Here is a 21,994-nt window from a genome sequence, read left to right as displayed (position 1 = left end):
GTCACTGGCCCCCCGCGAGCTGGTGCAGGGCACTCATCTGCTGATTGGTCAGCGGCTTGGCCGAGACCTCCCACCAGGTGTCGAGGCCTTCGCTGTAAATCGGCTGCACCGGTGGCCTGCCGAAGCGGTTCTGAAACACCGTCGGCGTGCCTTTGGAGTAGTAGTTGGGAATCATGTAGTCACCCCATTGCAGCACCCGGTCGAGGGCGCGGGCGTAACGCACCATGGCGTCGCGGGTATTGGCCTGGACCAGGCCGTCGATCAGCCGGTCCACCGCAGGGTTGGCCAGCACCATCGAATTGGAGCTGCCGACCTGCGTGGCGCTCTGCGAGGCATACAGGCTGTACAACTCGCGGCCCGGCGAGACGATCGGATCGCCGCTGCGCGGGAAACTGGTAACGATCATGTCGTAGTCCCGGGCGTTGAGCCGGTTGATGTACTGCGCCGAATCGATACGCCGCAGATTCAGGGTGATGCCGATCTGCGCCAGGGTGCGTTTGTACGGCAGCAGCATGCGGTCGAAACCGCCCTGGCCGTCGAGGAAGGTGAATTCGAAGGGCTCGCCGGCGGCGTTCACCAGCCGGTTGTTTTTCGGCGTCCATCCGGCCTCGGCCAACAGCTTCAGTGCCTGCAATTGCTTATCGCGGATGTAGCCGCTGCCATCGGTTTTCGGCGCCTGATAGACGCGGCTGAAAACCTCGTCCGGAATCTGTCCGCGCAACGGTTCGAGGATCGCCAGTTCTTCGGCGTCGGGCAGTGCGGTAGCGGCCATTTCACTCTTCGGCCAGTAGCTGTTCTGGCGCACGTAGAAGCCGCGCATCATCTGCTTGTTGGTCCACTCGAAATCCCACAGCAGGCTCAGCGCCTGACGCACGCGGCGATCCTTGAACAGCGGGTTCTGCAGGTTGAACACGAAACCCTGGGCGCTGGTCGGTTTGTCCGGGGCGAGAATCGCCTGTTGCAGGCGACCGTCACGCAGGGCCGGGCTGTCGTAGCCGACCACGTAACCGGACGAGGAAAACTCGCGGTTGTAGTCGAATGCGCCGGCCTGCAGCAATTGTCGGGCGACATCGGTGTCGCCGTAGAAATTCACGGTCAGGCTGTCGAAGTTGTACATCCCGCGACTGACCGGCAGGTCCTTGCCCCACCAGTGCGGATCTCTCTGAAAACTGATGCTGCGTCCCGCGTCGACCTTGCTTACCTGGTACGGGCCGCTGCCCAATGGTGGTTCGAAACCGCCGCCGTTGGCGAAGTCGCGGGTTTTCCACCAGTGCTCGGGCACCGGTCGCAGCGACGCCAGATCCAGCGCCAGGGTGCGGTTGAGGTTGTTCTTGAAGGTGAAGCGAATCTGCCGCGGGCCTTCGATCAGCACGTCCTGCACGTCGGCGTATTGCTGGCGATAACTCAGGCTGCCCTTGGTCATCAACAGCTCGAAGGTGTAGCGCACATCCTCGGCGGTGATTGGCGTGCCGTCGGCGAAACGCGCCTCGGGATTCAGGTTGAAACGCACCCACAGACCGTCGGGATCGCGCTCCATGGTTTGCGCCACCAGACCGTAGACGGTGTAGGGCTCGTCCAGCGAGCGGAACGCCAGCGGCGAATACACCCAGTCGTTGACCTGCACCACGGAAATGCCCTGATCGGCATACGGGGTGATGTAGTTGTACTGACCGATCTCCATCGAAGCGCGGCTGAGCGAGCCGCCCTTCGGGGCGTCGGGATTGACGAAATCAAAGTGCTGGAAACCGGCGGGGTATTTCGGCGCCTCGCCGTACACCGTCATCGCGTAGCTGCCGCCGGCCAGCGCAGATGCCGCGTTGCACAGCAGCGCGCTGCCGAGCAGCAGGCCGGCCATGTTGCGCATGAATGTCATGAAGTCGTTCCTCTGAGCCGGAAAAACCCGAAGCGGCGGCAGGCCGCTGCGGGATGCGAATTCGCAAGGGGAAGGGGCCGGCCGGAGTCTTGCGCGGCCCCGACCGGGACTCAGAAGTGGTACGTCATGCGCGCAAACAGCGTGCGGCCCAGCGGATCGGTGTAGCGCGGGTCATAACCGCTCTGGAAGTTGTAGGCCTGGTTGGAGAACGGCGGATCGCGGTCGAACAGGTTCTTCACCCCGGCATCGACGTCCAGCACCTTGTCGAAGGTGTAACCGGCCGACAGGTCCCACACCGAATACGACGCGACCCGCGCGTTGGTCTCGCGGTCGTAGTCGTTGTAGCCGGTGGTGAAGCGGTTGGTCAGTGCCGCGCGGGCTGCACCGAAGGTCCAGGAACCGGTCAGGTTGTGTTTCCAGCGGGCAATCACACCGTCGCCCCTGAAGTCGCCGACCTTGTCGGTGAACGGGCCCTTGATGGTGCTCTGGAAGTCGTACTCGTCGACATAGGTGCCTTGCAGGCCCAGACCGAACTGACCGTACGGCGTGTTCGGGAAGCGATAGTCCAGCGACACATCGACGCCGTTGGTTTCAACGATGCCCAGGTTGGCGTTGCCGGTGACGATGTAGTTGAGCGTGCCGTCGGCGTTGCGCACGAAGCGGTCAGGGTAGCTGCCGGCCTGATCGAACACCGTGGATTCCGGGAACGGCTGGATCTGGTTGGAGATGTGAATCCACCAGAAATCCAGGCCCACGGACAGGTTGCTGACCGGCTGATAGACAAAGCCCAGCGTCACGTTGCGCGCCTTCTCCGGGGCCAGGTCTTCGTTGCCGCCGATCTGGTTGAGGAACTGCTGACCGCAATCGCGCCCGCCGTTGCCGCCCGGTTGCACCACGCCGCCGGTACACAGTACCGGGTCGTTGTAGTAGCCCTGGGTGTAGGTGATGCTGCGCGGCGAATACAGCTCATAGAGCGACGGCGCGCGGAAGCCTTCACTGTACGCGCCGCGCACCACCAGCTCCTTGAGCGGCTGATAACGGAACGAGTATTTCGGGTTGGTAGTGCTGCCGAAGTCGCTGTATTTGTCGTGACGCACGGCGGCGGACAATTCCAGGCTGTCGAGCACCGGCACGTTGATTTCCGCGTAGGCGGCTTTCACGCTGCGGTCGCCCTCGACGCTGCCGGCCGGGTCGATGCCCAGGCTCTGGATGTCGCCGGCGAAGGCTTCGAAGTCCTGGTGGAATTTCTCTTTGCGGTACTCGCCGCCCAGGGCCAGGCCGGACGGACCGGCACCGAACCAGTCACCGATTTCGCGGCTGATCCGCCCGTCGAAACCGGCGACCCGCCCTACCGCCGTGGAGTAGGCGCCGTGGTACATCGCCTGATCGATGTACTGCTGGCCGGCGCTGGTCTGCGGGCCGAACGGGTTGAGCAGGCCGCTGGCCAAACCGTCGATCATCGCCTGATCGCTGACGTAGCCGCTGGTGACGCTGGAGACGATCTTGTTCTGGTTGTACGAGGCGCCGACGTTGTAGTCCCAGCCGCCGACCAGACCGTCGAAGCTCAGCAAGAAGCGCTGGCTGGTGTTCTGGTCTTTCGATTCGCGCGGGCCCGCGGCGGTTTCGCGCCAGTTCACGTCCACCGGTTGCGTCGGGTCGAGGGCGAAACCGGTGGGCGCCGGGGTGATGCCGTTGCCGGGATAGTAGGGCGAGGACGAATCCAGGCTCAGGCCGGTCAATGGCGCCGGGCCGACAGCGGTGGCGTTGTTGTTGCGCGACCAGAAGTATTCAAGGTTGACGTTGTGGTCGTCGGCCAGTTTGCCGGTGGTCTTGCCGAAGAACGACGTTTTCTCGGTCTGCGGCACCAGGTCGATGAATTCCCGGGTGCTGAAGCGGCAGAGGCCGTCGCGGGCCACCAGGTTGGGGCCGTTGCAATTGCTGTTGGCCAGCGGGTTGGTGGCATTGCCGTTCTGGCTGTAGTTGCCGGGGAACGCGGTGCCGGAGGTCTGGTCCAGACCTCGGCCGGGCACGTAGTCACGGGCGAAGGAGCGATCGTTGGCGTCGAGGTTCTGCTGCTTGTTGTAGTTGAACACGCCGAGCACGTTGAAGCGGTCCTGCTCCAGGTCGCCGTAGCCCCAGCTGGCGCTCATGTCCTTGGTCGCACCGCCGCCGCTGTGGGTCGGGGTTTCGCCGCCGAGGGTGAGCTGGCCGTCGGTCATGGATTTCTTGGTGATGAAGTTGATCACGCCACCGATGGCGTCGGTGCCGTACAGGGCCGAGGCGCCGTCGCGCAGCACTTCCACGCGCTCGAGCGCGGCAAACGGGATCATGTTCAGATCCACCGCGCCGCCGGCCGAGTTGGTGCCCGACAGGGCGTTGTTGGCCAGTCGGCGACCGTTGAGCAGCACCAGCGTCTTGTTCGCGCCGATGCCGCGCATGTCGGCGAACGAGGCGCCGCCGGTGGCCGCGCCGACCGAGCCTGCGCTGTTGTTGATCGACTGGCTGCCGGTGATGCGCTGCACCAGTTCGGCGGTGGTGGTCACGCCCTGTTTACGCAGTTCATCGGCCTTGAGCACGGTGATCGGCACCGCGGTTTCCGCATCGACCCGACGGATCGCCGAACCGGTCACTTCGACCCGTTGCAGTTGCGTGGTCGGCGCGACCACCGCCGCAGCGGCCGGGACGCTGTTGTCGTCCTCGGCAGCCTGAACCCCGGCGCCCATCCCCATGGCCACCAGGTACAACGGAACGAAACGGTGGCGGGAAATCGTCGCCACCAAGGGTTTGAGCGTGAAGCGTGGAGTGTTCATCAGCATGGTTGTTTCCGACTTTGTTAGACGTTTATCGAAATGGCCTTGTGAGCCCTCTTTGCACGGAGCACGGTGGTGCCGCGCCGCGAAAACCACTTTCTTCAAGCAAGCCGATCCCCTCCGAAGACGCGCTGCGTTTTTTCGGTCGGCCGATTGCGACGGGATTCAACGAGCGGTGCCGGGCGCGTCCCTCACTGCGCGCCCGGCACCGCCGTCAGCGGGTGGTCATCACCGATATCTTGGTGATGCCCGAGCGCTCGATGGACGCCATGGCTTTGGCGACCTGGCCGTAATTCACGGCGGAGTCGGCCTGCAGCTGCACGCGCACGTCAGCATCCTTGGCCTTGACCTCCTTGAGGCTGGCCTCCAGTGATTCCGGCGCCAGCTCGGTCTTGGCCAGGAAGAACTTGCCGTCCTGATCGACGCTGACCACCACCGGATCCTTCTTTTCGGCGGGAGCGACGGCGTCGGTTTTTGGCAGGTTGACCTTGATCGCGTTGGTCATCAGCGGCGCAGTGACGATGAACACCACCAGCAGCACGAGCATCACGTCCACCAGCGGCGTGACGTTCATTTCGCTGAGCACTTCATCGCTGTCTTGAGTGGAAAAGGACATCAGCTGGCCTCCCGCACGGCGGCCGTGGATTTGGCGATGGCCTGGCGGCTGATGGAGAAAGCGCTGCGCGAGGCGAGGGCGTCGAAGTCGTGGGCGAAGTCATCCATGTCCGCCGAGGCCAGCTTCAGGCGCCGCAGGAAGAAGTTGTAAATCAGCACTGCCGGCACCGCGACGGCAATCCCCACACCGGTGGCGATCAGCGCGTGGCCGATCGGCCCGGCCACGGTTTCCAGACTGGCCGAACCGCTGGCGCCGATGCTTTGCAGGGCTTCCATGATTCCCCACACGGTGCCGAACAGACCAATGAACGGCGCGGTGCTGCCGATACTGGCGAGGATCGCCTGGCCGTTTTCCAGCGAGCGACGTTCCTTCTGGATCTGCTGGCGCAGGTTGCGTTCCAGGCGGTCGGCACGGTTGATGGTGTGCGCCAGTTGCTGGGTGGTGCGCGGGGATTCTTCCACCAGCAGGGCTTCGAAACCGCTGCTGGCGATCCGCGCCAGGGAGCCCGGATACTGGCTGGCGTGTTCGGCGGCGGTCAGCAGGTCCGGCGCGCCCCAGAAGGCTTTGCTGAATTGCTTGTTCTGGGTTTTCTGGCGCAGGTATTGCGCCGACTTGACCAGCAGGATCGCCCAACTGACCACGGAAAACAGCACCAGCCCCCAGAGCACGCCGGGGACAATCATCGAAGACAGGGAATCGTTCATGGCTACACCTCGCTTGCGTTAATCGTTTGTGAGTTCGGTTGTTGTGCCGTCATTGCGGCAATTTGAAATCGATGGTCTGGGTGGCGAAGCCGTCGATCGGTGTATCGCCGCGCTTGGCAGGAATAAACTTCCAGGCCTTCACCGCCGCGACCGCCGCGTCATCCAGTTGCGGCTTGCCGCTGGACTTGGTCACCGTCACCGAACCGGCGCGACCGTTGGCCAGCACCTGAATCCGCAGCACCACGCTGCCTTCCCAGTTGCGCCGCAGGGCCAGCGACGGGTATTCCGGCGGCGGGTTGCCGAGGCTGGCGAGGCCGGAAATCGCCGCCGACTCTTTCACCGGACCCGGCGCCGCCGCAGGTGCCGGTGGCGCGTTCGGGGTGGCCGGAGCGGAAGGCGCGGCTGGTTGCGCAGGGGCGGGCGGCGCTTTCGGCGGCTCGGCCTTTTTCACCGGTTTGGGTTTCTCGACCGGCTTCGGTTTTTCGATCGGCTTGGGTTTCTCCACCGGTTTGGGCGGCGGCTTGACCGCGTCTTCGTCTTCCACCGGCTGTTCCGGTTCGGGAGGAGGCGGTGGTGGGGGCGGCGGCTCCGGTGTCGGCGGGGCCGGAGGTGTCGGGCTGGTCAGCTCGACGGTCATTTCCGGAATTTCCGGCGGCGTGGGCAGCGGCTCGGCCCGCGCCTGCTGGAAAAACCACCAGGCGCCGCCGTGTATCAAGGCCGACACCGCCACCAGCAACAGCATCTGCTGTTTGTTCAGGCCGCCGGGCTGCGAAGTGTTGGCCTTAAACACGGGCCGGCCCGCAACCGACGGGAGCGGCGCTTCCCGCAAGGGCCCCGGCGGACTTCTGTGCTTTACCGCATCGTTCATTAAAGCTCCCTCGGGTGGATGAAGGGCAATAAGGTGCCGTTCGAACAACAGGGCGTTGTTCGAGTGAGTGGTCGCAACTTTCATACAGGTGTGCAGAAGCCGATAGTTGAACTATCTATTGAACAGGGCTTGTGCAGCTTATTGCTTCAGTAATGTCGACTTCGATGGTTCATTGATCCGGTCCGTGGCTGTTCTTTTATAAGTGAGTGTGCAATTGAGTGGCGAACATCATTCGTGCCCTCATGGTTGATGCAATAGCAACCGCTGTGCCAAAGAGTGACCAAATGTGTATCGGTTATTTCATGGGTGATACGTATGTCGCATTTATATAAGTTTCATTAACCAGGCCGGTTTTCCTGGGCGCATAACCTCCCGATGGCCCTGTTTGCAGGGCTTTTTTCAGGGCGAGACAGCTCTGGCGCGGTATCGCGCTGTTCAGCGAGATAGAGCGGCTGTTCTCGTGTCGGCCAGGGCGCGTGATGGTGCGTGGCGGACTGATTTGGTGCGGGTCAGGGTTTTAGCGGGTCACAGGCGATGTTCCTTGTTCTTGTTCAAGTAAAGTCGGTCGTTCCGCATGAACGATGTAATGACTGGAAGTGCAGTTTTGGTGCGCTTCGAGCATCAACTCCGAACAGCAAAAGTTGTACGGGTGTGCTGTCTGAAAGTTATTGTCGAACAATCTGTTCTGGCATTCATTAATGCAGCGCGCACGCAATGACTGCTTGCGTGCTATTTAAAAAATAAATAGTGCGGGTGTTCAGGTAATAAAAGGAATGCACGGACTGTTCGGCGGGCGAGCGCGGCGCAGGTAAACGGGCACGGAGAGAAGAGGGTGGCGCAGCAGATGAAGATTCACGCGGTGAACTCCTTGTTGCCAGCTCGGATACGCGAACTTTTGGTTCGGTATCGCACCTTACAAGAACGCGGATAGCGTTCGCTGATTGCTCTTGGTGCGGGATGGGCACCGCCAGCGCTGTTTTGCGAAATCAGGGATTCGCAAGCTGCCGATGAATGCGCAATCCGTGCCAAATTCGATACAACGGCTATAAATAGGGCCAGGCGGGATGCCTTTCGCAGTGGAGGAGGGGATATGTATCAGCTCTACGGACACCGCAACTCAGGAGCAGCGGCCATCGAGGCGGCGCTCGAGCTGTGCCAGGTGGCTTACCGCTTCATCGATATCGAGGCCAGTGCGGAAGCGGCGCAGGAGCTGGCGCGGCTCAATCCGCTCAAACAGATCCCGACCCTGCAACTGCCGGACGGCAGTGTCATCACCGAAAGTGCGGCGATCCTGATTCATCTGGGGCAAAGCTTTGCGCAATCCGGCCTGCTGCCGGCCAACGGCGCTGACCGCGATCAGGCGATTCGGGGCCTGGTGTACATCGTCAGCAATTGTTATGCGGCCATCGGGATCATTGATTACCCGGAACGCTGGCTGGTGATGCCGGACGAGGCCTCGCGACAGAATCTGATGGCGGGTGCGCGGGAACGACTGCACTGGAGCTGGGAGGTGTTTGCCGATCAGTTCTCGGCCGAGCTGTACCTGGACGATGAAACACCGGGCGCACTGGATGTGCTGGCGGCGGTGGTCACGCGCTGGGCCGGTGCCCGCGAACACCTGCGCCAGGCCCGACCCGGTTTCCATGCGTGGCTGCAGCGAATCGACCGGCACCCGGTGCTGGCGCCGGTCTTTGCGCGGCATTGGCCCGGTTAAGAAATCGAATCAGATGGTGATCGTTGATTGTTCCCACGCTCCGCGTGGGAATGCAGCCCGGGACGCTCCGCGTCCCAAAGCGTGACGCAGAGCGTCACAAGAGGCGTTCCCACGCAGAGCGTGGGAACGATCAAACAGGAATTATTCCCCGCGAATGTACTGCTCCAGCTGTTTGATCAGCTCCGCCTGTTCGGCAATCGCTTCCTTGACCAGGTCGCCGATCGACAGCAGGCCGATCAGCTTGCCGTTCTCCACCACGGGCAAGTGACGCAGGCGTTTGTCGGACATGATGCCGAGGCAAGTGTCGACGGTCTGGTGGGTGTCCACCGTGATCACGTTCGCCACCATGATGTCGCGCACCGGCGTGCCCACCGAGGAGCGTCCGTGCAGCACCAGTTTGCGTGCGTAATCGCGCTCGCTGATGATGCCCACTACGTTGTCGTCTTCCACCACGAGCAAGGCGCCGACGTTCTTCTCGGCCATTTTCATCAGAGCTTCGAGCACCATGTGATCGGGTTTGATCTGGTGCACTTCCTGATTTTTCGGATCTTTGAGCTTGAGCAGCTGGGCGACGGTTTTCATGGCGGTTACTCAGGTGTTGTCGTTGTTCTCCAAGCATCGTAGACGCAGGCGCGCAGGGCAAGGCCGCAAAACGGCAGATAACACGCAAAAAACGTCATTTGACCGGGTTTTTCATGGCGAGGCCTGTGTCACCGCTTGCGGCAATGCCGCGTAGAATGCCTGTCTGAATCAATTCCTGAGGTTGCAGTGGTGGATTTACAGCAGGGCTTCGTCCTGACCCGGCATTGGCGCGACACCCCGGCCGGCACCGAAGTCGAGTTCTGGCTGGCGACCGACGCCGGGCCGCGCCGTGTGCGCCTGCCGCATCAGCCGTCGGTGGCGTTCATCCCGGCGGCGCAGCGCGAGCAGGCCGAGCGGGTGCTGGCGGACGAAAGGAGCGTCGAGCTGCGTCCCCTGGCTTTGCAGGATTTCGAGCATCGCCCGGTGCTCGGGCTGTATTGCCAGCAGCATGGTCAGTTGATGCGCCTCGAAACCGCGCTCAACCGCCACAGTGTCGATGTCTTCGAAGCCGACGTGCGACCACCCGAGCGCTACCTGATGGAGCGTTTCATCACCGCGCCCGTCTGGTTCAGCGGCACGCCCGATGCCGACGGCGTGTTGCTCGACGCCCACCTCAAACTTTCACCTGACTATCGCCCGCAACTGCGGCTGGTCTCGCTGGATATCGAAACCACCGAGCAGGGCGAGTTGTATTCCATCGCGCTGGAGGGCTGCGGCGAGCGCCAGGTGTACATGCTCGGCGCACCGAACGGCGATCACAGCATCGTCGACTTCGACCTCGAGTACTGCGAGTCGCGCACCCTGATCCTGAAGAAGCTCAACGACTGGTTCGCCCGCCACGACCCCGACGCGATCATCGGCTGGAATCTCGTGCAGTTCGACCTGCGCATCCTCCACGAACATGCCCGGCGCCTCGGCGTGCCGCTCAAGCTCGGGCGCGGCGGCGAGGAAATGCAGTGGCGCGAACACGGCAGCCGCACTCATTACTTCGCGGCAGCGGCAGGAAGGCTGATCATCGACGGCATCGAATCCCTGCGTTCGGCGACCTGGAGCTTTCCCTCGTTCAGCCTGGAAAACGTCGCCCAGACTTTGCTTGGCGAAGGCAAGTCCATCGACAATCCGTACCAGCGCATGGACGAGATCAACCGCATGTTCGCCGAGGACAAACCGGCGCTGGCCAAGTACAACCTCAAGGACTGCGAGCTGGTCACGCGGATCTTTGCCAAGACCGAGCTGCTGAAATTTTTGCTCGAGCGCGCCAGCGTCACCGGCCTGCCGGCGGATCGCAGCGGTGGTTCGGTAGCTGCGTTCACCCATTTGTACATGCCGCTGATGCACCGCCAGGGTTTTGTGGCGCCGAACCTTGGCACCAATCCACCGCAGGCCAGCCCCGGCGGATTTGTCATGGACTCGCAACCGGGGCTGTACGAATCGGTGCTGGTGCTCGACTACAAGAGCCTTTATCCGTCGATCATCCGCACCTTTCTGATCGACCCGGTGGGGCTGATCGAAGGCTTGCAGCATCCTGACGACAGCGACTCGGTGCCGGGCTTTCGCGGTGCGCGCTTTTCCCGTACCCGGCATTGCCTGCCGTCCATCGTCGCCCGGGTCGCCGAGGGTCGCGAGACCGCCAAACGCGAGCACAACGCGCCGCTGTCCCAGGCGCTGAAAATCATCATGAACGCCTTCTACGGCGTGCTCGGTTCCAGCGGTTGCCGGTTTTTCGATACGCGGCTGGCGTCATCGATCACCCTGCGCGGCCACGAAATCATGTTGCGTACCCGGCAGTTGATCGAAGCCCAGGGCCACGCGGTGATCTATGGCGATACCGACTCGACGTTCGTCTGGCTGCGTCGCCCCCATGGTCAGGAAGAGGCGGCAACCATCGGCCGGGCGCTGGTGCAACACGTCAACGACTGGTGGCGCGAGCATGTGCGTGAGCAGTACGGGCTGGAAAGCGCCCTCGAATTGCAGTTCGAGACCCACTACAAGCGCTTCCTGATGCCGACCATCCGTGGCGCCGAGGAGGGCAGCAAAAAGCGCTACGCCGGTCTGGTGACCCGCGCCGACGGTAGCGAGGAAATGGTCTACAAAGGCCTGGAAACCGTGCGCACCGACTGGTCGCTGCTGGCCCGGCAATTCCAGCAGGAACTGTACGAGCGGATCTTCCAGCGCAAGCCGTATCAGGATTACGTGCGCGAGTATGTGCGCAAGACGTTGGCCGGCGAGTTCGACGAGCGACTGGTCTACCGCAAGCGCCTGCGCCGCACCCTCGACGATTACGAACGCAACGTGCCGCCCCACGTGCGCGCCGCGCGGCTGGCCGATGATTACAACGCGCAACACGGTCGCCCGCGCCAGTATCAGAATGGCGGCTGGATCAGCTACGTCATCACCCTGGCCGGCCCCGAGCCGCTGGAAGTGCGCCGCGCGGCCATCGACTACGACCACTACATCACCCGCCAGTTGCAACCGGTGGCGGATGCGATCCTGCCGTTTGTCGACGACGATTTCTCAACCCTGATCGGGGGACAACTGGGCCTGTTTTGAGTCCAGCAGTTGCAGGGTCCACTCGTCCTGAATGCCGTGGAAGAAACGCTCCAGCGCCTGATGCCAAGGGCTGTCGTCGACAGCGAACTGGGCGAACAGGGTCATTGATGAGTGGAATTTCAGGTCGTCCGGATGGCCAAATATCTCGGCAATCGAACGCTGCTGAACATTCAGCACAAGCTGCGTGCAAGTCCGCAGCCGGGCGCCGAGCAAAGGGTGGTCGAGATAGGCGCGGGTTTCCGGCGCCGAGTTGATCGCGAACCGTCGCGACATCTCGCTGCCGCCGAGCCCGGCGAACTGCGGGAACACGAACCACATCCAGTGGCTGCGCTTGCGGCCCTCGCCGAGCTCGCGCTGGACCCGTTCGAACACCGGGTCCTGGGCAAGCACGAAGCGTTGCAGGTTGAATGGATCGTCCTGATCAGTGCTTCTCATGGCGAAGCCCTCTGTCAGTCGGCGGTGGCTCAGACCATGGCCAGCCGCTGCTTGCGTTTTGGCGCGTGAAACGCCTGGTCCAGCGCCGCCAGATCCCCGGCATCGAGTTGCAGCTGCGCGGCTTGTGCATTGAGCTGCACGTGTTCCGGGCGCACGGCCTTGGGAATCGCAATCACCCCATCCTGACGCAGAATCCACGCCAGCGAAACCTGTGCCGGGGTCACGCCGTGACGAGCGGCAATCTGTTTCAGCACCGGCTCGACCAGCATCGCGCCGCCCTGGCCGATCGGGCAGTACGCCATCAACGGCATGCGCTGCTGTTGGCACCACGGCAGCAGGTCGAATTCGATGCCGCGTTCCTCCAGGTTGTACAGCACCTGATTGGTCGCGCAGGCCGAACTCGACAGTTCCTCGAGATCATCGACGTCGAAATTCGACACGCCCCAGCGACCGATCTTGCCGTCCTCGCGCAGACGCTCGAACGCCTCGACGGTTTCTTCCAGCGGATACTGGCCGCGCCAATGCAGCAGATAGAGGTCGATGTAATCGGTGTCGAGCCGGCGCAGACTGCGCTCGCAGGCCTGGGGAATGCCCTTGCGACTGGCGTTGTGCGGGTAGACCTTGCTCACCAGGAACACTTGATCGCGCAGGCCGGCAATGGCTTCGCCGACGACGGTTTCGGCACCGCCTTCACCGTACATTTCCGCAGTGTCGATCAGGGTCATCCCCAGTTCGATGCCACTGCGCAAGGCCGCCACTTCACGCTTGTGCGCCGAGCGGTCTTCGCCCATGCGCCAGGTGCCCTGGCCAATCACCGGCACCTGCACGCCAGCCAATTCGAGGGTACGCATTCAAACCTCCTTTCTGAAACGGTCGATACCTTGGGTGGGCAGCAGAATAGCCCACGGGTTCCGTCCGGTTCCAGAAAGGAGGTCAGGTGCTTACCTGGCGGAGAACTTCAACACCACGCTCTGGGTATAGGTCTGGCCGGGATCGAGGCGGGTGCTCGGGAAGTTCGGCTGATTCGGCGAATCCGGGTAGTGCTGAGTCTCCAGGGTGAACGCGCCCCAGTGCGGATAGACCTTGCCACCCTTGCCCTTGACCGTGCCGTCGAGGAAGTTGCTGGTGTAGAACTGCACGCCCGGTTCGTTGGTGAACAGCTGCAAGTGGCGACCGGATTGCGGGTCGCTGACTTCGGCGGCGAGTTTGCTGACGTCACCCTTGGTGTCCAGCGCCCAGTTGAAATCGAAGCCACCCTGTTTTTCTTCGGCGAATTTCAATTGCGGATGATCGGCCTTGATGTGCTGGCCGATGGCGGTCGGTTTGGTGAAATCCATCGGTGTGCCTGCCACGGGCGCCAGTTCGCCGGTCGGGATCAGCTTGGCGGTGACCGGGGTGTAGTGACTGGCGTGCAGGGTGGCGACTTGCTTGAGGATGTCGCCATTGCCGGCGCCGGCAAGGTTGAAGTAGCTGTGGTTGGTCAGGTTGAGCACAGTGGGTTTGTCGGTGCTGGCCTTGTAGTCGATGCGCAGCTCGTTAGAGTCGGTAAGGCGGTAGGTCACCTCGGTGGTGAGGTTGCCGGGGAAACCCATTTCACCATCCGCCGACAGATAGGTCAGGGTCACACCGACCGAATCCTTGTCCTTGGTTTCCTTCGCCTTCCAGACCTTTTTGTCGAAGCCCTGAGTGCCGCCGTGCAAGGCGTTGGTCTTGTCGTTCTGCGGCACCTGGTAGCGTTTGCCGTCGAGCTCGAACGCACCGTCGGCCAGGCGATTGCCGAAACGGCCGATGGTTGCGCCGAAGTACGCGGTGCCTTTCTGATAACCCTGCACATCATCGAAACCGAGGACGATGTCGTCGAGCTTGCCGTGCTTGTCCGGCACTTGCAGCGCCTGCAAGGTCGCGCCGTAGGTGATGACCGTGGCTTGCATGCCGTGGCTGTTGCGCAGGATGTATTGCTCGACCGGCGTGCCGTCATTGGTTTTGCCGAAGGCTTTGTGTTCGCTGGACAGGCCGGCGGCCTGGGCGGAGAGGGTGGCGATCATCAGGGACAGTCCGAGGCCGCAGAGTGAGTGTCGGGATTGAAGCATGGGTTGACCTTCCTTTTTGTTGTTGTTTTGAAAATCGTTAAATAGTCATGCTAATTAATGGGTGAGTGGGAATTTATAGCGGATTAAACGGTTAATGCAAAAATAAAGTCGGACTAAATTGATTAAGCCAACGGCGCCGAAGGTCGGGAATCCACGCCGGCACTGCACTTTTGCGAAATCCCCGGCTCTATCCATGGCCAGGGTGCGGTGACTTCCGCCGCACAGGAACGTGTCCGTCAAAGAATTCATGCCGAGAGTTTTGCACCCCATCGCTGCATTCATTCATCGCCCGTGCTTGCTACTGGCCTGCCTGTCGACGCTGTTGCTCGGCGGTTGCAGCCATCAGGACGGCAACAATTTCATCACCCAGATGCGCGAGGGCAGGCCTCAGGAATTTCTCCAGACCAGTGTCGACCGCATGGCAACTCTGGCGATGCGTGACAACCTCGACAGCCTCTATCGCTTGATGGGCAAGCTGTATTTGCGCAACCCTGAAGAGCTGCGCAAATCCGGCTTCCTCGACATTCGCACGGCGGTCAAACAGGTGCGGCTGGCCATCGAGCAACAGCAACCTTTGCCGACTCTCGGCGGCAAGAAAGATCTGGCGGCACTGAACTATGCCATGAGCCCGGAATTCCTCGGCGACCGGGTCGGCGCGTTCATCTATGCGATCGGCAGCATGCTGGTCACCGCCCACGGCAACCGCACCGAGTTCTACATGACCGATGCGATCAACCCGACCTTCGTCAACAACGCCGCGCGCAACATCGAGAAAGCCACTTGGATCCTCGCCCAGCGGCAGAACAAGGATGGCCAGCCGCTGCTGTTTTCCAACGAGATTTCCGAGGAGGGCAGCAACCTGAGCTTCGCCACGGAGTTCGGCAAAGTCGTGGCGCGTCTGGATCTGCTGACCCAGATGCTCGACGAGCGCTACCGGCGCATCGGACTGAATTACGCCCAGAGCCTGCTGTTTTTGAATTTTTTGCCAGTGCAGTGAAATGGCATAACGATAGATCCGATCGATATAGGGCGTTATAAGAAAACTGGTTATGCTGCGGGCCGGATTTTTCCTGTGGTTTGTCTGGACGTCTTAATGGAATTGGCAAATTTCGGCCTGGTGATTGCCGGGCTGGTGGTGGGGTTCATCGTCGGCATGACCGGTGTCGGCGGCGGTTCGTTGATGACGCCGATCCTGCTGTGGTTCGGCATCAATCCGGCCACGGCGGTGGGCACGGATCTGCTGTACGCGGCCATCACCAAATCCAGTGGCGTGCTGGTGCACAGGAAGAACAAGAACATCGACTGGGCCATCACCGGCTGGCTGACCCTGGGCAGTGTTCCGGCGGTGGCGATGACCTTGTGGTTCCTCAGCACCCTGCACACCGCACCGGACGCGATGAACGCCATCATCAAGCAGGCGCTGGGCTTCGTGCTGTTCGCCACGGCGCTGGCGATTCTGTTCAAGAAGCGCCTGCTGGAATTCGCCCATAAACGCGCCGGCGGCAACTACAACCCCAGCGGTGCGCGCCTGAATGGCATGACCGTGATCACCGGTCTGATCCTCGGCACCATGGTTGCCCTGACGTCCATCGGCGCCGGCGCCCTCGGCACCGTCGCGCTGTTCATCCTCTATCCGCTGCTGCCGACCCGCCGTCTGGTCGGCACCGAAATCGCCCACGCCGTACCGCTGACCCTGGTCGCCGGCCTCGGCCACGCGAGCATGGGCAACATGGACTGGGGCGTGCTGGGCTTTCTGCTGGTCGGCTCGCTGCCGGGCATCTGGCTCGGCAGCCACCTGACCGGCCGCGTCTCCGATGAACTGCTGCGCCCGTGCCTGGCGACGATGCTGGTGTTGATCGGTTACAAGCTGGCGTTCTGATCGGCGAGCATCCATGACCCCGAAGGGTCGAGCGTCAGGCTGGCGGGGCATGAAAGGTAAACAAATGGGCGCAGGGTCGCGCCCATCCTGTTGCGCAAAACCGGTGCTGACCTAAGCTTTGGGCAAGGCGAAACACTTTTGCCGGGCAGCCTCCGGAACAATCGCCGCGATGCGCAATCATTAGAGCGTGGATATCAAAAGGAGATGCGCATGCTCATCAGGTCACTGACCCTGACACTCTTGCTGGCGATCGCCGGCCCCCTGTTCGCCGCCGACGGCGATTCCCCTCTGGACGTCGACAAGGGCATTAACCGCCCATTGATCGTGATCGCTTCCAGTACGGTCGATTCTTATTGGGTCAGCCTGAAAAAAGCGCTGGACGACCCGGCCAACAAACAAGGCATCGCCGACCGCAAGATCAAGGTTTACACCATCCTGAGCATGAGCGGTCAGGTCGATGGCAAAAGCCTGGAGCAGCAGCAAACCATGGCGTTGCTGCGCTCGCTGAAGCTGGGCGCCGGGGCGTATCCGAAGGTCTTCCTGGTCGGCAAGGATGGCGAGACCAAACTGACGGCTTCGGGGGAGGAAACCGCGGCGGTCGATTTGAAGAAGATTTTCGAAACCATCGATGCAATGCCAGCCGCCGAGAAAGAAGCTACTTCCACCGTGGTGACTGCCCCGGCTGCTGCAGAACCCGCACCGGCCAAAGGCGCAAAAGGGACCAAACCGGCGAAGCCAACCAAACCGGCTAAGCCGCCGGAAATGCCGGATGATTGATGTTTTGATTCAGGGCTGATCAGAAACGAAAAAACGGGCGACCTTCTCAGGTCGCCCGTTTTTTATGGCGTGATTACCGGGTCAACTCACCCAGAATCCTGTGCGCAATCTTCACTCGCTCTCCATTCGGGTAATTGCGGTTCGCCAGAATCACGATCCCGACTTTCTTCGACGGCACGAACGCGACATACGCGCCGTAGCCAGCGGTGGAGCCGGTCTTGTTCAGCAGCACGTTCGCCGGTTCAGGCTGTGGCGGATTCAGCCATTTGACCTTGTGCGGTTCCATGGCCATTGGCGTCGAGTTGCCGTCCAGCAGGCGGTCGAGGCTGATCGGGTAGGCGTAGCGTTCCCAGCCCAGGCCCTGGGTCATGTCGCCGACGGTGTAGTAGCCGGTGTGGGTGAGGGCGATGGCTGTTTGCAGAGGTGTTTCGAGTTTGTCGGTGTCGAGGTTGGCCTGGACGTATTGCAGCAGGTCGGCGGCGCTGGTTTTCACGCCGTAGGCTTCGGAGTCGAGGGCGCCGGGGCTGACTCGAACCGGTTTGTTGTTCTTGTCATAGCCTTGGGCGTAGAGCTTTTGTTCAGACGCCGGCACCGACAGGAAGGTGTGCTTGAGTCCGAGTTTCGGCAGCAGGGTTTCGGTCATGACCTGATTGAACGGCTGGCCGAGGCTTTTTGCGGCCAGATAACCGAACAGACCAATGCTTGGATTGGAATACAGGCGCTGGCTGCCGGCCGCAAAGGTCGGTTTCCACTGTTGGTAATAGCCGAGCATCTTGTCGGCAGAATCCGCGGCATCCGGGAATTGCAGCGGCAGGCCGCCCGCGCTGTAAGTGCCCAGTTGCAGCAGGCTGATGTGGTCGAAGGCGCTGCCTTTGAGTTCGGGCCAGTGCTGGCTGGCCTTGTCGGAGAATTGCAGTTTGCCGCTGGCCTGGGCGTAGGCGGCGAGGGTCGCGGTGAAGGTTTTGCTCACCGAACCGATTTCGAACAGGGTGTTTTCACTTACCGCTTGCCCGGTGCTTTTGTCGGCGACACCGTAATTAAAGTAATGCGCCTTGCCATCGACTGTCACGGCCACGGCCAGACCGGCGATGTCCTGTTGCTGCATGACCGGAGTCACGGCGGCTTTGACCAGCGCCTGCAACTGATCGTCGGTTGGCGGGGCGGCCAGGCAGGCGGCGGCGCTGAAGAAAAGTCCGAAAGCGCTGTAGGACTTGAGTTTATTCAGGTTGATCGAAGACATGCTTGAACCACTCTCCATGAGTGTTGATGGTGTTATCCCGCTACACTGCGAGCGTTTTCCGTCGGGCCGGCTGATCGGCGCCGCCAAATCTAGGCAGTCCGGCGTCTTTCGACAAACGATGAAAACTCGGACGAGCCATTAGAAAAATTTGGGACTTGGCATGATTCGACCTCAATTGCCCTTGAATGCGTTACGTGCCTTCGAAGCCTCTGCGCGTCACTTGAGCTTTACGCGCGCCGCCGTGGAGTTGTGCGTGACCCAGGCGGCCGTCAGCCATCAAGTGAAAATCCTGGAGGCGCAACTCGGCGTGATCCTGTTCAAACGCCTGCCCCGTGGGCTGATGCTGACCGGCGAGGGCGAAACCCTGCTGCCGGTGCTGACCACGTCGTTCGATCATATCGCGCAGATGCTCGAGCGTCTGGCGGGTGGGCAATATCGGGAAATGCTCACGGTCGGCGCGGTGGGCACCTTCGCGGTGGGCTGGTTGTTGCCGAGGCTGGCGGACTTTCAGGCGAAACATCCGCTCATAGATTTGCGACTGTCGACCAACAACAACCGGGTGGACGTCGCCGCCGAAGGGCTGGATTACGCGATCCGCTTCGGTGCCGGGGCGTGGCACGGCATCGAGGCGACCCGTTTGCTGGAGGCACCGTTGTCGGTGCTGTGCGTGCCGGAAATCGCCCGACAGTTGCACGCGCCGGGGGATCTTCTGCAGCAGCGTTTGTTGCGCTCCTATCGCACCGATGAGTGGCCGGAATGGTTTCACGCGGCCGGTCTGGCGACCCATGCCGCGCCGCCCCAGAGCATCGTGTTCGACTCGTCGCTGGCGATGATGGAAGCGGCGTTGCAGGGCGGCGGGGTGGCACTGGCGCCGCCGTTGATGTTTGCCCGACAACTGGCGGCGGACCTGATCCGCCAACCCTTTGCCATCGAAATCACCACCGGCAGCTATTGGCTGACGCGCTTGCAGTCACGGCCGGAGACGTCGGCGATGGCAGCGTTCAGACACTGGTTGCTGGAGGCTGCCCAGGCCTAGCGCACCAGGCACGGCTTCTTGTTATCGAACGTCCAGCCCGGAATCAGAAACTGCATCGCCACGCTGTCATCCCGCGCGCCGAGCCCCATGCCTTTATAGAGTTCGTGGGCCTTGGCCACCTGATCCATGTCCAGCTCCACACCGAGCCCAGGCTTCTTCGGCACTTGCACGCAGCCGTCGACGATTTGCAGCGGCGCCTTGGTCAGGCGCTGGCCGTCCTGCCAGATCCAGTGAGTGTCGATGGCGGTGATGTCGCCCGGCGCGGCAGCCGCGACGTGGGTGAACATCGCCAGGGAAATGTCGAAGTGGTTGTTGGAGTGCGAGCCCCAGGTCAGGCCCCATTCGTGGCACATCTGCGCCACGCGCACCGAACCCTGCATGGTCCAGAAATGCGGATCGGCCAACGGAATGTCCACCGACTGCAGCTGAATCGCGTGGCCCATCTCGCGCCAGTCGGTGGCGATCATGTTGGTGGCGGTTTTCAGCCCGGTGGCGCGACGGAATTCAGCCATCACTTCACGGCCCGAGTAACCGTTTTCCGCACCGCACGGGTCTTCGGCGTAAGCCAGCACATTATGCTGGTCGCGGCACAGACGGATCGCTTCTTTCAGTGACCATGCGCCGTTCGGATCAAGGGTAATTCGCGCATCGGGGAAGCGCTCGGCCAGGGCGGTCACCGCTTCGATTTCGGCATCGCCGCTGAGTACGCCGCCCTTGAGCTTGAAGTCCTTGAAGCCATAGCGTGCGTGGGCAGCCTCGGCCAGGCGCACCACGGCGTCGGCGGTCATGGCTTTCTCGTGACGCACGCGGAACCAGTCGTTGTCGGCATCCGGTTCGCTGCGGTAGGCGAGGTCGGTTTCCCGGCGATCGCCCACGTAGAACAGGTAGCCAAGCATCTTCACTTCATCACGTTGCTGACCTTCGCCGAGCAATGCCGCCACCGGCACGTCGAGGTGCTGGCCGAGCAGGTCGAGCAGGGCGGCTTCGAGCCCGGTGACGGCGTGAATGGTGATGCGCAGGTCGAAGGTCTGCAGGCCACGGCCGCCGGCATCACGGTCAGCGAACGTCTGGCGAACCTGGTTGAGGATCTTCTGATACGTGCCGATCGGGCTGCCGACCACCAGGTTGCGGGCGTCTTCGAGGGTCTGGCGGATGCGTTCGCCGCCGGGCACTTCGCCGACGCCGGTGTGGCCGGCGTTGTCCTTGAGAATGACGATGTTGCGGGTGAAAAAAGGCCCGTGGGCGCCGCTCAGGTTGAGCAGCATGCCGTCGTGGCCGGCCACCGGGATGACTTGCATCTCGGTGATGATTGGAGCTTTGGCGATGTCGTGTGCGGTCATTTGGCGTTGTCCTTTCAAGCGGATTCAGGCGTGTTTCGGCGCGGCATCGGCCACGGCGACGTCAGGTGCGGATTTAGGTGTCATGCGGGCGGCAAACACAATGATCGCGGCGATGATCGAGGTCGCGGCCAGGCCATAGAGGCCGCCCTGGATCGAACCGGTGTGTTGCTCCAGCAAGCCGAAGGTGGTGGGAGCGACGAAACCGCCGAGGTTGCCCACTGAGTTGATCAACGCGATCACGGCGGCGGCGATCCGTGCGTCGAGATAAGCCTGCGGAATCGGCCAGAACAGCGACGACGCGGATTTGAAACCCAGTGCGGCAAAGCAGATCGCAACGAAAGCGAAGATCGGCCCGCCGGTGGTGGACATGAACATCCCCGCCGCGGCGATCAACAGCGCCGTGGCGACCCACGCCTGCTGGTGTTTCCATTTGGCCGAGAACGAGGCGAATGCATACATGCCGATGATCGACAGCAGCCACGGAATCGAGTTGAACAGGCCGACCTGGAAATCGCTCATCTCGCCCATTTTCTTGATGATGCTCGGCAGCCAGAACGTCGCGGCGTAGATGGTCAATTGAATGAAGAAGTAGATCAGGCAGAACAGGATGATCTGGCGATCCTTGAGCAGTTTGCCCAGCGACGGCCGGATCGGGGTCGCAGCTTCGCGTGCCTTCTGTTCATCGTCGATGGCTTTGACCAGCGCATCCTGCTCGGCGCGGGTCAGCCACTTGGCGTCGTGGGGCTTGGCGTCGAGCCAGAACCAGACGAATACGCACAGGCCAACCGAGAACATCCCTTCAATGAAATACATCCACTGCCAGCCGTGCATGCCCAGACCTTCGATCTGCAACAGCAGACCGGACAACGGGCCGGAAATCAGCGAGGCCACGGCCGAACCGCTCAAGAAAATCGCAATCGCCTTGCCGCGCTCGGCCCCCGGCAACCAGCGGGTGAAGTAGTAGATCACCCCGGGAAAGAACCCGGCCTCGGCCACGCCGAGCAGGAAGCGCAGAATGTAGAAGTGGGTTTCGTTCTGGATGAACGCCATGCCGGCGGCCACCAGCCCCCAGGTGAGCATGATGCGGGTCAGCCAGATTCGCGCGCCGACCTTTTGCAGCAACATGTTGGAAGGGACTTCGAACAGCGCGTAACCGATGAAGAACAGACCGGCACCGAAACCGTAGGCCGCGGCACCGATGCCGAGGTCGTGTTCCATGTGGGTACGGACGAAACCGATGTTCACCCGGTCAATGTAATTGACGATGAACATGATGACGAACAGCGGCAGGACGTGGCGTTTGACTTTGGCAATGGCGGAGGACAGCACCGAATCGGCGCCCTCGTTCATCCCGGCGATGGATGATTTCACTTGGTTTTCTCCCACTCGTTATTTTTATGCGGGGTGTGGCTGGTGTTGCGTTGTTGATAGACATCATACAACTAGATTTTTTTGTCCTACAAGCGGGAGTGCTCAATCA

18 protein-coding genes are annotated in these 21,994 nt (G+C 61.8%); 6 read left to right on the top strand and 12 right to left on the bottom strand.

Annotated features, from left to right (window positions below; translation table 11 throughout):
• Position 1 precedes the first annotated feature (1 nt).
• From CAF80_RS15890 to CAF80_RS15870, 5 genes are all read right to left on the bottom strand, one after another.
• Positions 2 to 1,873 (bottom strand): extracellular solute-binding protein, encoded by a 1,872-nt coding sequence (locus CAF80_RS15890; RefSeq protein ID WP_085667486.1) that lies wholly within the window; start codon positions 1,871 to 1,873, stop codon positions 2 to 4.
• A 110-nt stretch (positions 1,874 to 1,983) separates the two neighbouring features.
• Positions 1,984 to 4,689, bottom strand: coding sequence for a TonB-dependent receptor (locus tag CAF80_RS15885; RefSeq protein ID WP_085667487.1), 2,706 nt, complete (start codon positions 4,687 to 4,689; stop codon positions 1,984 to 1,986).
• Between the two features lie 208 nt (positions 4,690 to 4,897).
• Positions 4,898 to 5,299 carry a biopolymer transporter ExbD gene (locus CAF80_RS15880; RefSeq protein ID WP_011335072.1) on the bottom strand — a complete coding sequence of 134 codons (402 nt, stop codon included), beginning with the start codon at positions 5,297 to 5,299 and terminating at the stop codon, positions 4,898 to 4,900.
• A complete protein-coding gene (locus CAF80_RS15875; protein ID WP_085667488.1) occupies positions 5,299 to 6,003 on the bottom strand; it encodes a MotA/TolQ/ExbB proton channel family protein in 705 nt (234 codons plus the stop codon). Before CAF80_RS15875 ends, CAF80_RS15880 begins: the two co-directional genes overlap by 1 nt.
• A 49-nt stretch (positions 6,004 to 6,052) precedes the next feature.
• Complete coding sequence (locus CAF80_RS15870; protein ID WP_085667489.1) at positions 6,053 to 6,871, bottom strand: TonB family protein; 819 nt, start codon at positions 6,869 to 6,871, stop codon at positions 6,053 to 6,055.
• Between the two features lie 1,090 nt (positions 6,872 to 7,961).
• On the opposite strand from CAF80_RS15870, the gene CAF80_RS15865 reads away from it, so the two are divergent.
• A complete protein-coding gene (locus CAF80_RS15865) occupies positions 7,962 to 8,585 on the top strand; it encodes a glutathione S-transferase N-terminal domain-containing protein (RefSeq protein WP_011335069.1) in 624 nt (207 codons plus the stop codon).
• A 141-nt stretch (positions 8,586 to 8,726) separates the two neighbouring features.
• On the opposite strand, the gene CAF80_RS15860 is transcribed toward CAF80_RS15865, so the two are convergent.
• Positions 8,727 to 9,167, bottom strand: coding sequence for a CBS domain-containing protein (locus tag CAF80_RS15860; protein ID WP_011335068.1), 441 nt, complete (start codon positions 9,165 to 9,167; stop codon positions 8,727 to 8,729).
• 189 nt (positions 9,168 to 9,356) lie between these two features.
• On the opposite strand from CAF80_RS15860, the gene CAF80_RS15855 reads away from it, so the two are divergent.
• A complete protein-coding gene (locus tag CAF80_RS15855; protein WP_166742323.1) occupies positions 9,357 to 11,717 on the top strand; it encodes a DNA polymerase II in 2,361 nt (786 codons plus the stop codon).
• Here the strand turns inward: CAF80_RS15855 and CAF80_RS15850 are convergent.
• The 3 genes from CAF80_RS15850 to CAF80_RS15840 all read right to left on the bottom strand — a co-directional run bounded on the left by CAF80_RS15850 (position 11,682) and on the right by CAF80_RS15840 (position 14,242).
• Positions 11,682 to 12,152, bottom strand: coding sequence for a DUF1810 domain-containing protein (locus CAF80_RS15850; RefSeq protein WP_085667491.1), 471 nt, complete (start codon positions 12,150 to 12,152; stop codon positions 11,682 to 11,684). The genes CAF80_RS15855 and CAF80_RS15850 overlap by 36 nt on opposite strands.
• Positions 12,153 to 12,181: 29 nt before the next feature.
• Positions 12,182 to 13,003: an aldo/keto reductase gene (locus tag CAF80_RS15845; protein WP_085667492.1), complete on the bottom strand. Its 822-nt coding sequence runs from the start codon at positions 13,001 to 13,003 to the stop codon at positions 12,182 to 12,184.
• A 90-nt stretch (positions 13,004 to 13,093) separates the two neighbouring features.
• Positions 13,094 to 14,242, bottom strand: a complete 1,149-nt coding sequence (locus CAF80_RS15840; RefSeq protein WP_085667493.1) for an aldose epimerase family protein — start codon at positions 14,240 to 14,242, stop codon at positions 13,094 to 13,096.
• A gap of 247 nt (positions 14,243 to 14,489) precedes the next feature.
• Here CAF80_RS15840 and CAF80_RS15835 point away from each other — a divergent pair, with 247 nt between their 5' ends.
• From CAF80_RS15835 to CAF80_RS15825, 3 genes are all read left to right on the top strand, one after another.
• Positions 14,490 to 15,239, top strand: a complete 750-nt coding sequence (locus CAF80_RS15835; RefSeq protein ID WP_085667615.1) for a hypothetical protein — start codon at positions 14,490 to 14,492, stop codon at positions 15,237 to 15,239.
• 96 nt (positions 15,240 to 15,335) lie between these two features.
• On the top strand, positions 15,336 to 16,121 hold the full coding sequence (locus CAF80_RS15830; RefSeq protein ID WP_039767649.1) for a sulfite exporter TauE/SafE family protein: 786 nt from the start codon (positions 15,336 to 15,338) through the stop codon (positions 16,119 to 16,121).
• 210 nt (positions 16,122 to 16,331) lie between these two features.
• The gene (locus CAF80_RS15825; protein ID WP_039767647.1) at positions 16,332 to 16,898 is read left to right on the top strand and encodes a DUF4174 domain-containing protein; all 567 of its coding nucleotides are present in this window, start codon (positions 16,332 to 16,334) and stop codon (positions 16,896 to 16,898) included.
• A gap of 73 nt (positions 16,899 to 16,971) precedes the next feature.
• Here the strand turns inward: CAF80_RS15825 and ampC are convergent, their stop codons facing one another.
• Entirely contained in the window at positions 16,972 to 18,138 is a 1,167-nt protein-coding gene (ampC, locus tag CAF80_RS15820) for a class C beta-lactamase (protein ID WP_085667494.1), read from the bottom strand.
• Between the two features lie 160 nt (positions 18,139 to 18,298).
• Here ampC and CAF80_RS15815 point away from each other — a divergent pair, with 160 nt between their 5' ends.
• Entirely contained in the window at positions 18,299 to 19,174 is an 876-nt protein-coding gene (locus CAF80_RS15815) for a LysR family transcriptional regulator (RefSeq protein ID WP_074689074.1), read from the top strand.
• Here the strand turns inward: CAF80_RS15815 and gudD are convergent.
• Both gudD and CAF80_RS15805 read right to left on the bottom strand, forming a co-directional pair.
• Positions 19,171 to 20,514 carry a glucarate dehydratase gene (gene gudD / locus CAF80_RS15810; RefSeq protein WP_085667495.1) on the bottom strand — a complete coding sequence of 448 codons (1,344 nt, stop codon included), beginning with the start codon at positions 20,512 to 20,514 and terminating at the stop codon, positions 19,171 to 19,173. The two genes, CAF80_RS15815 and gudD, sit on opposite strands and share 4 nt — an antisense overlap.
• A gap of 24 nt (positions 20,515 to 20,538) precedes the next feature.
• Positions 20,539 to 21,885: an MFS transporter gene (locus CAF80_RS15805; RefSeq protein ID WP_011335053.1), complete on the bottom strand. Its 1,347-nt coding sequence runs from the start codon at positions 21,883 to 21,885 to the stop codon at positions 20,539 to 20,541.
• Between the last annotated feature and the right edge of the window lie 109 nt (positions 21,886 to 21,994).

The organism is Pseudomonas sp. B34(2017), from assembly GCF_002112915.1.
In the GTDB taxonomy this organism is placed as follows: Bacteria; Pseudomonadota; Gammaproteobacteria; order Pseudomonadales; family Pseudomonadaceae; genus Aquipseudomonas; species Aquipseudomonas pharyngis.
Note: the sequence above shows the minus strand (reverse complement) of the source record. Positions and strands in the feature narration are given on the sequence as shown.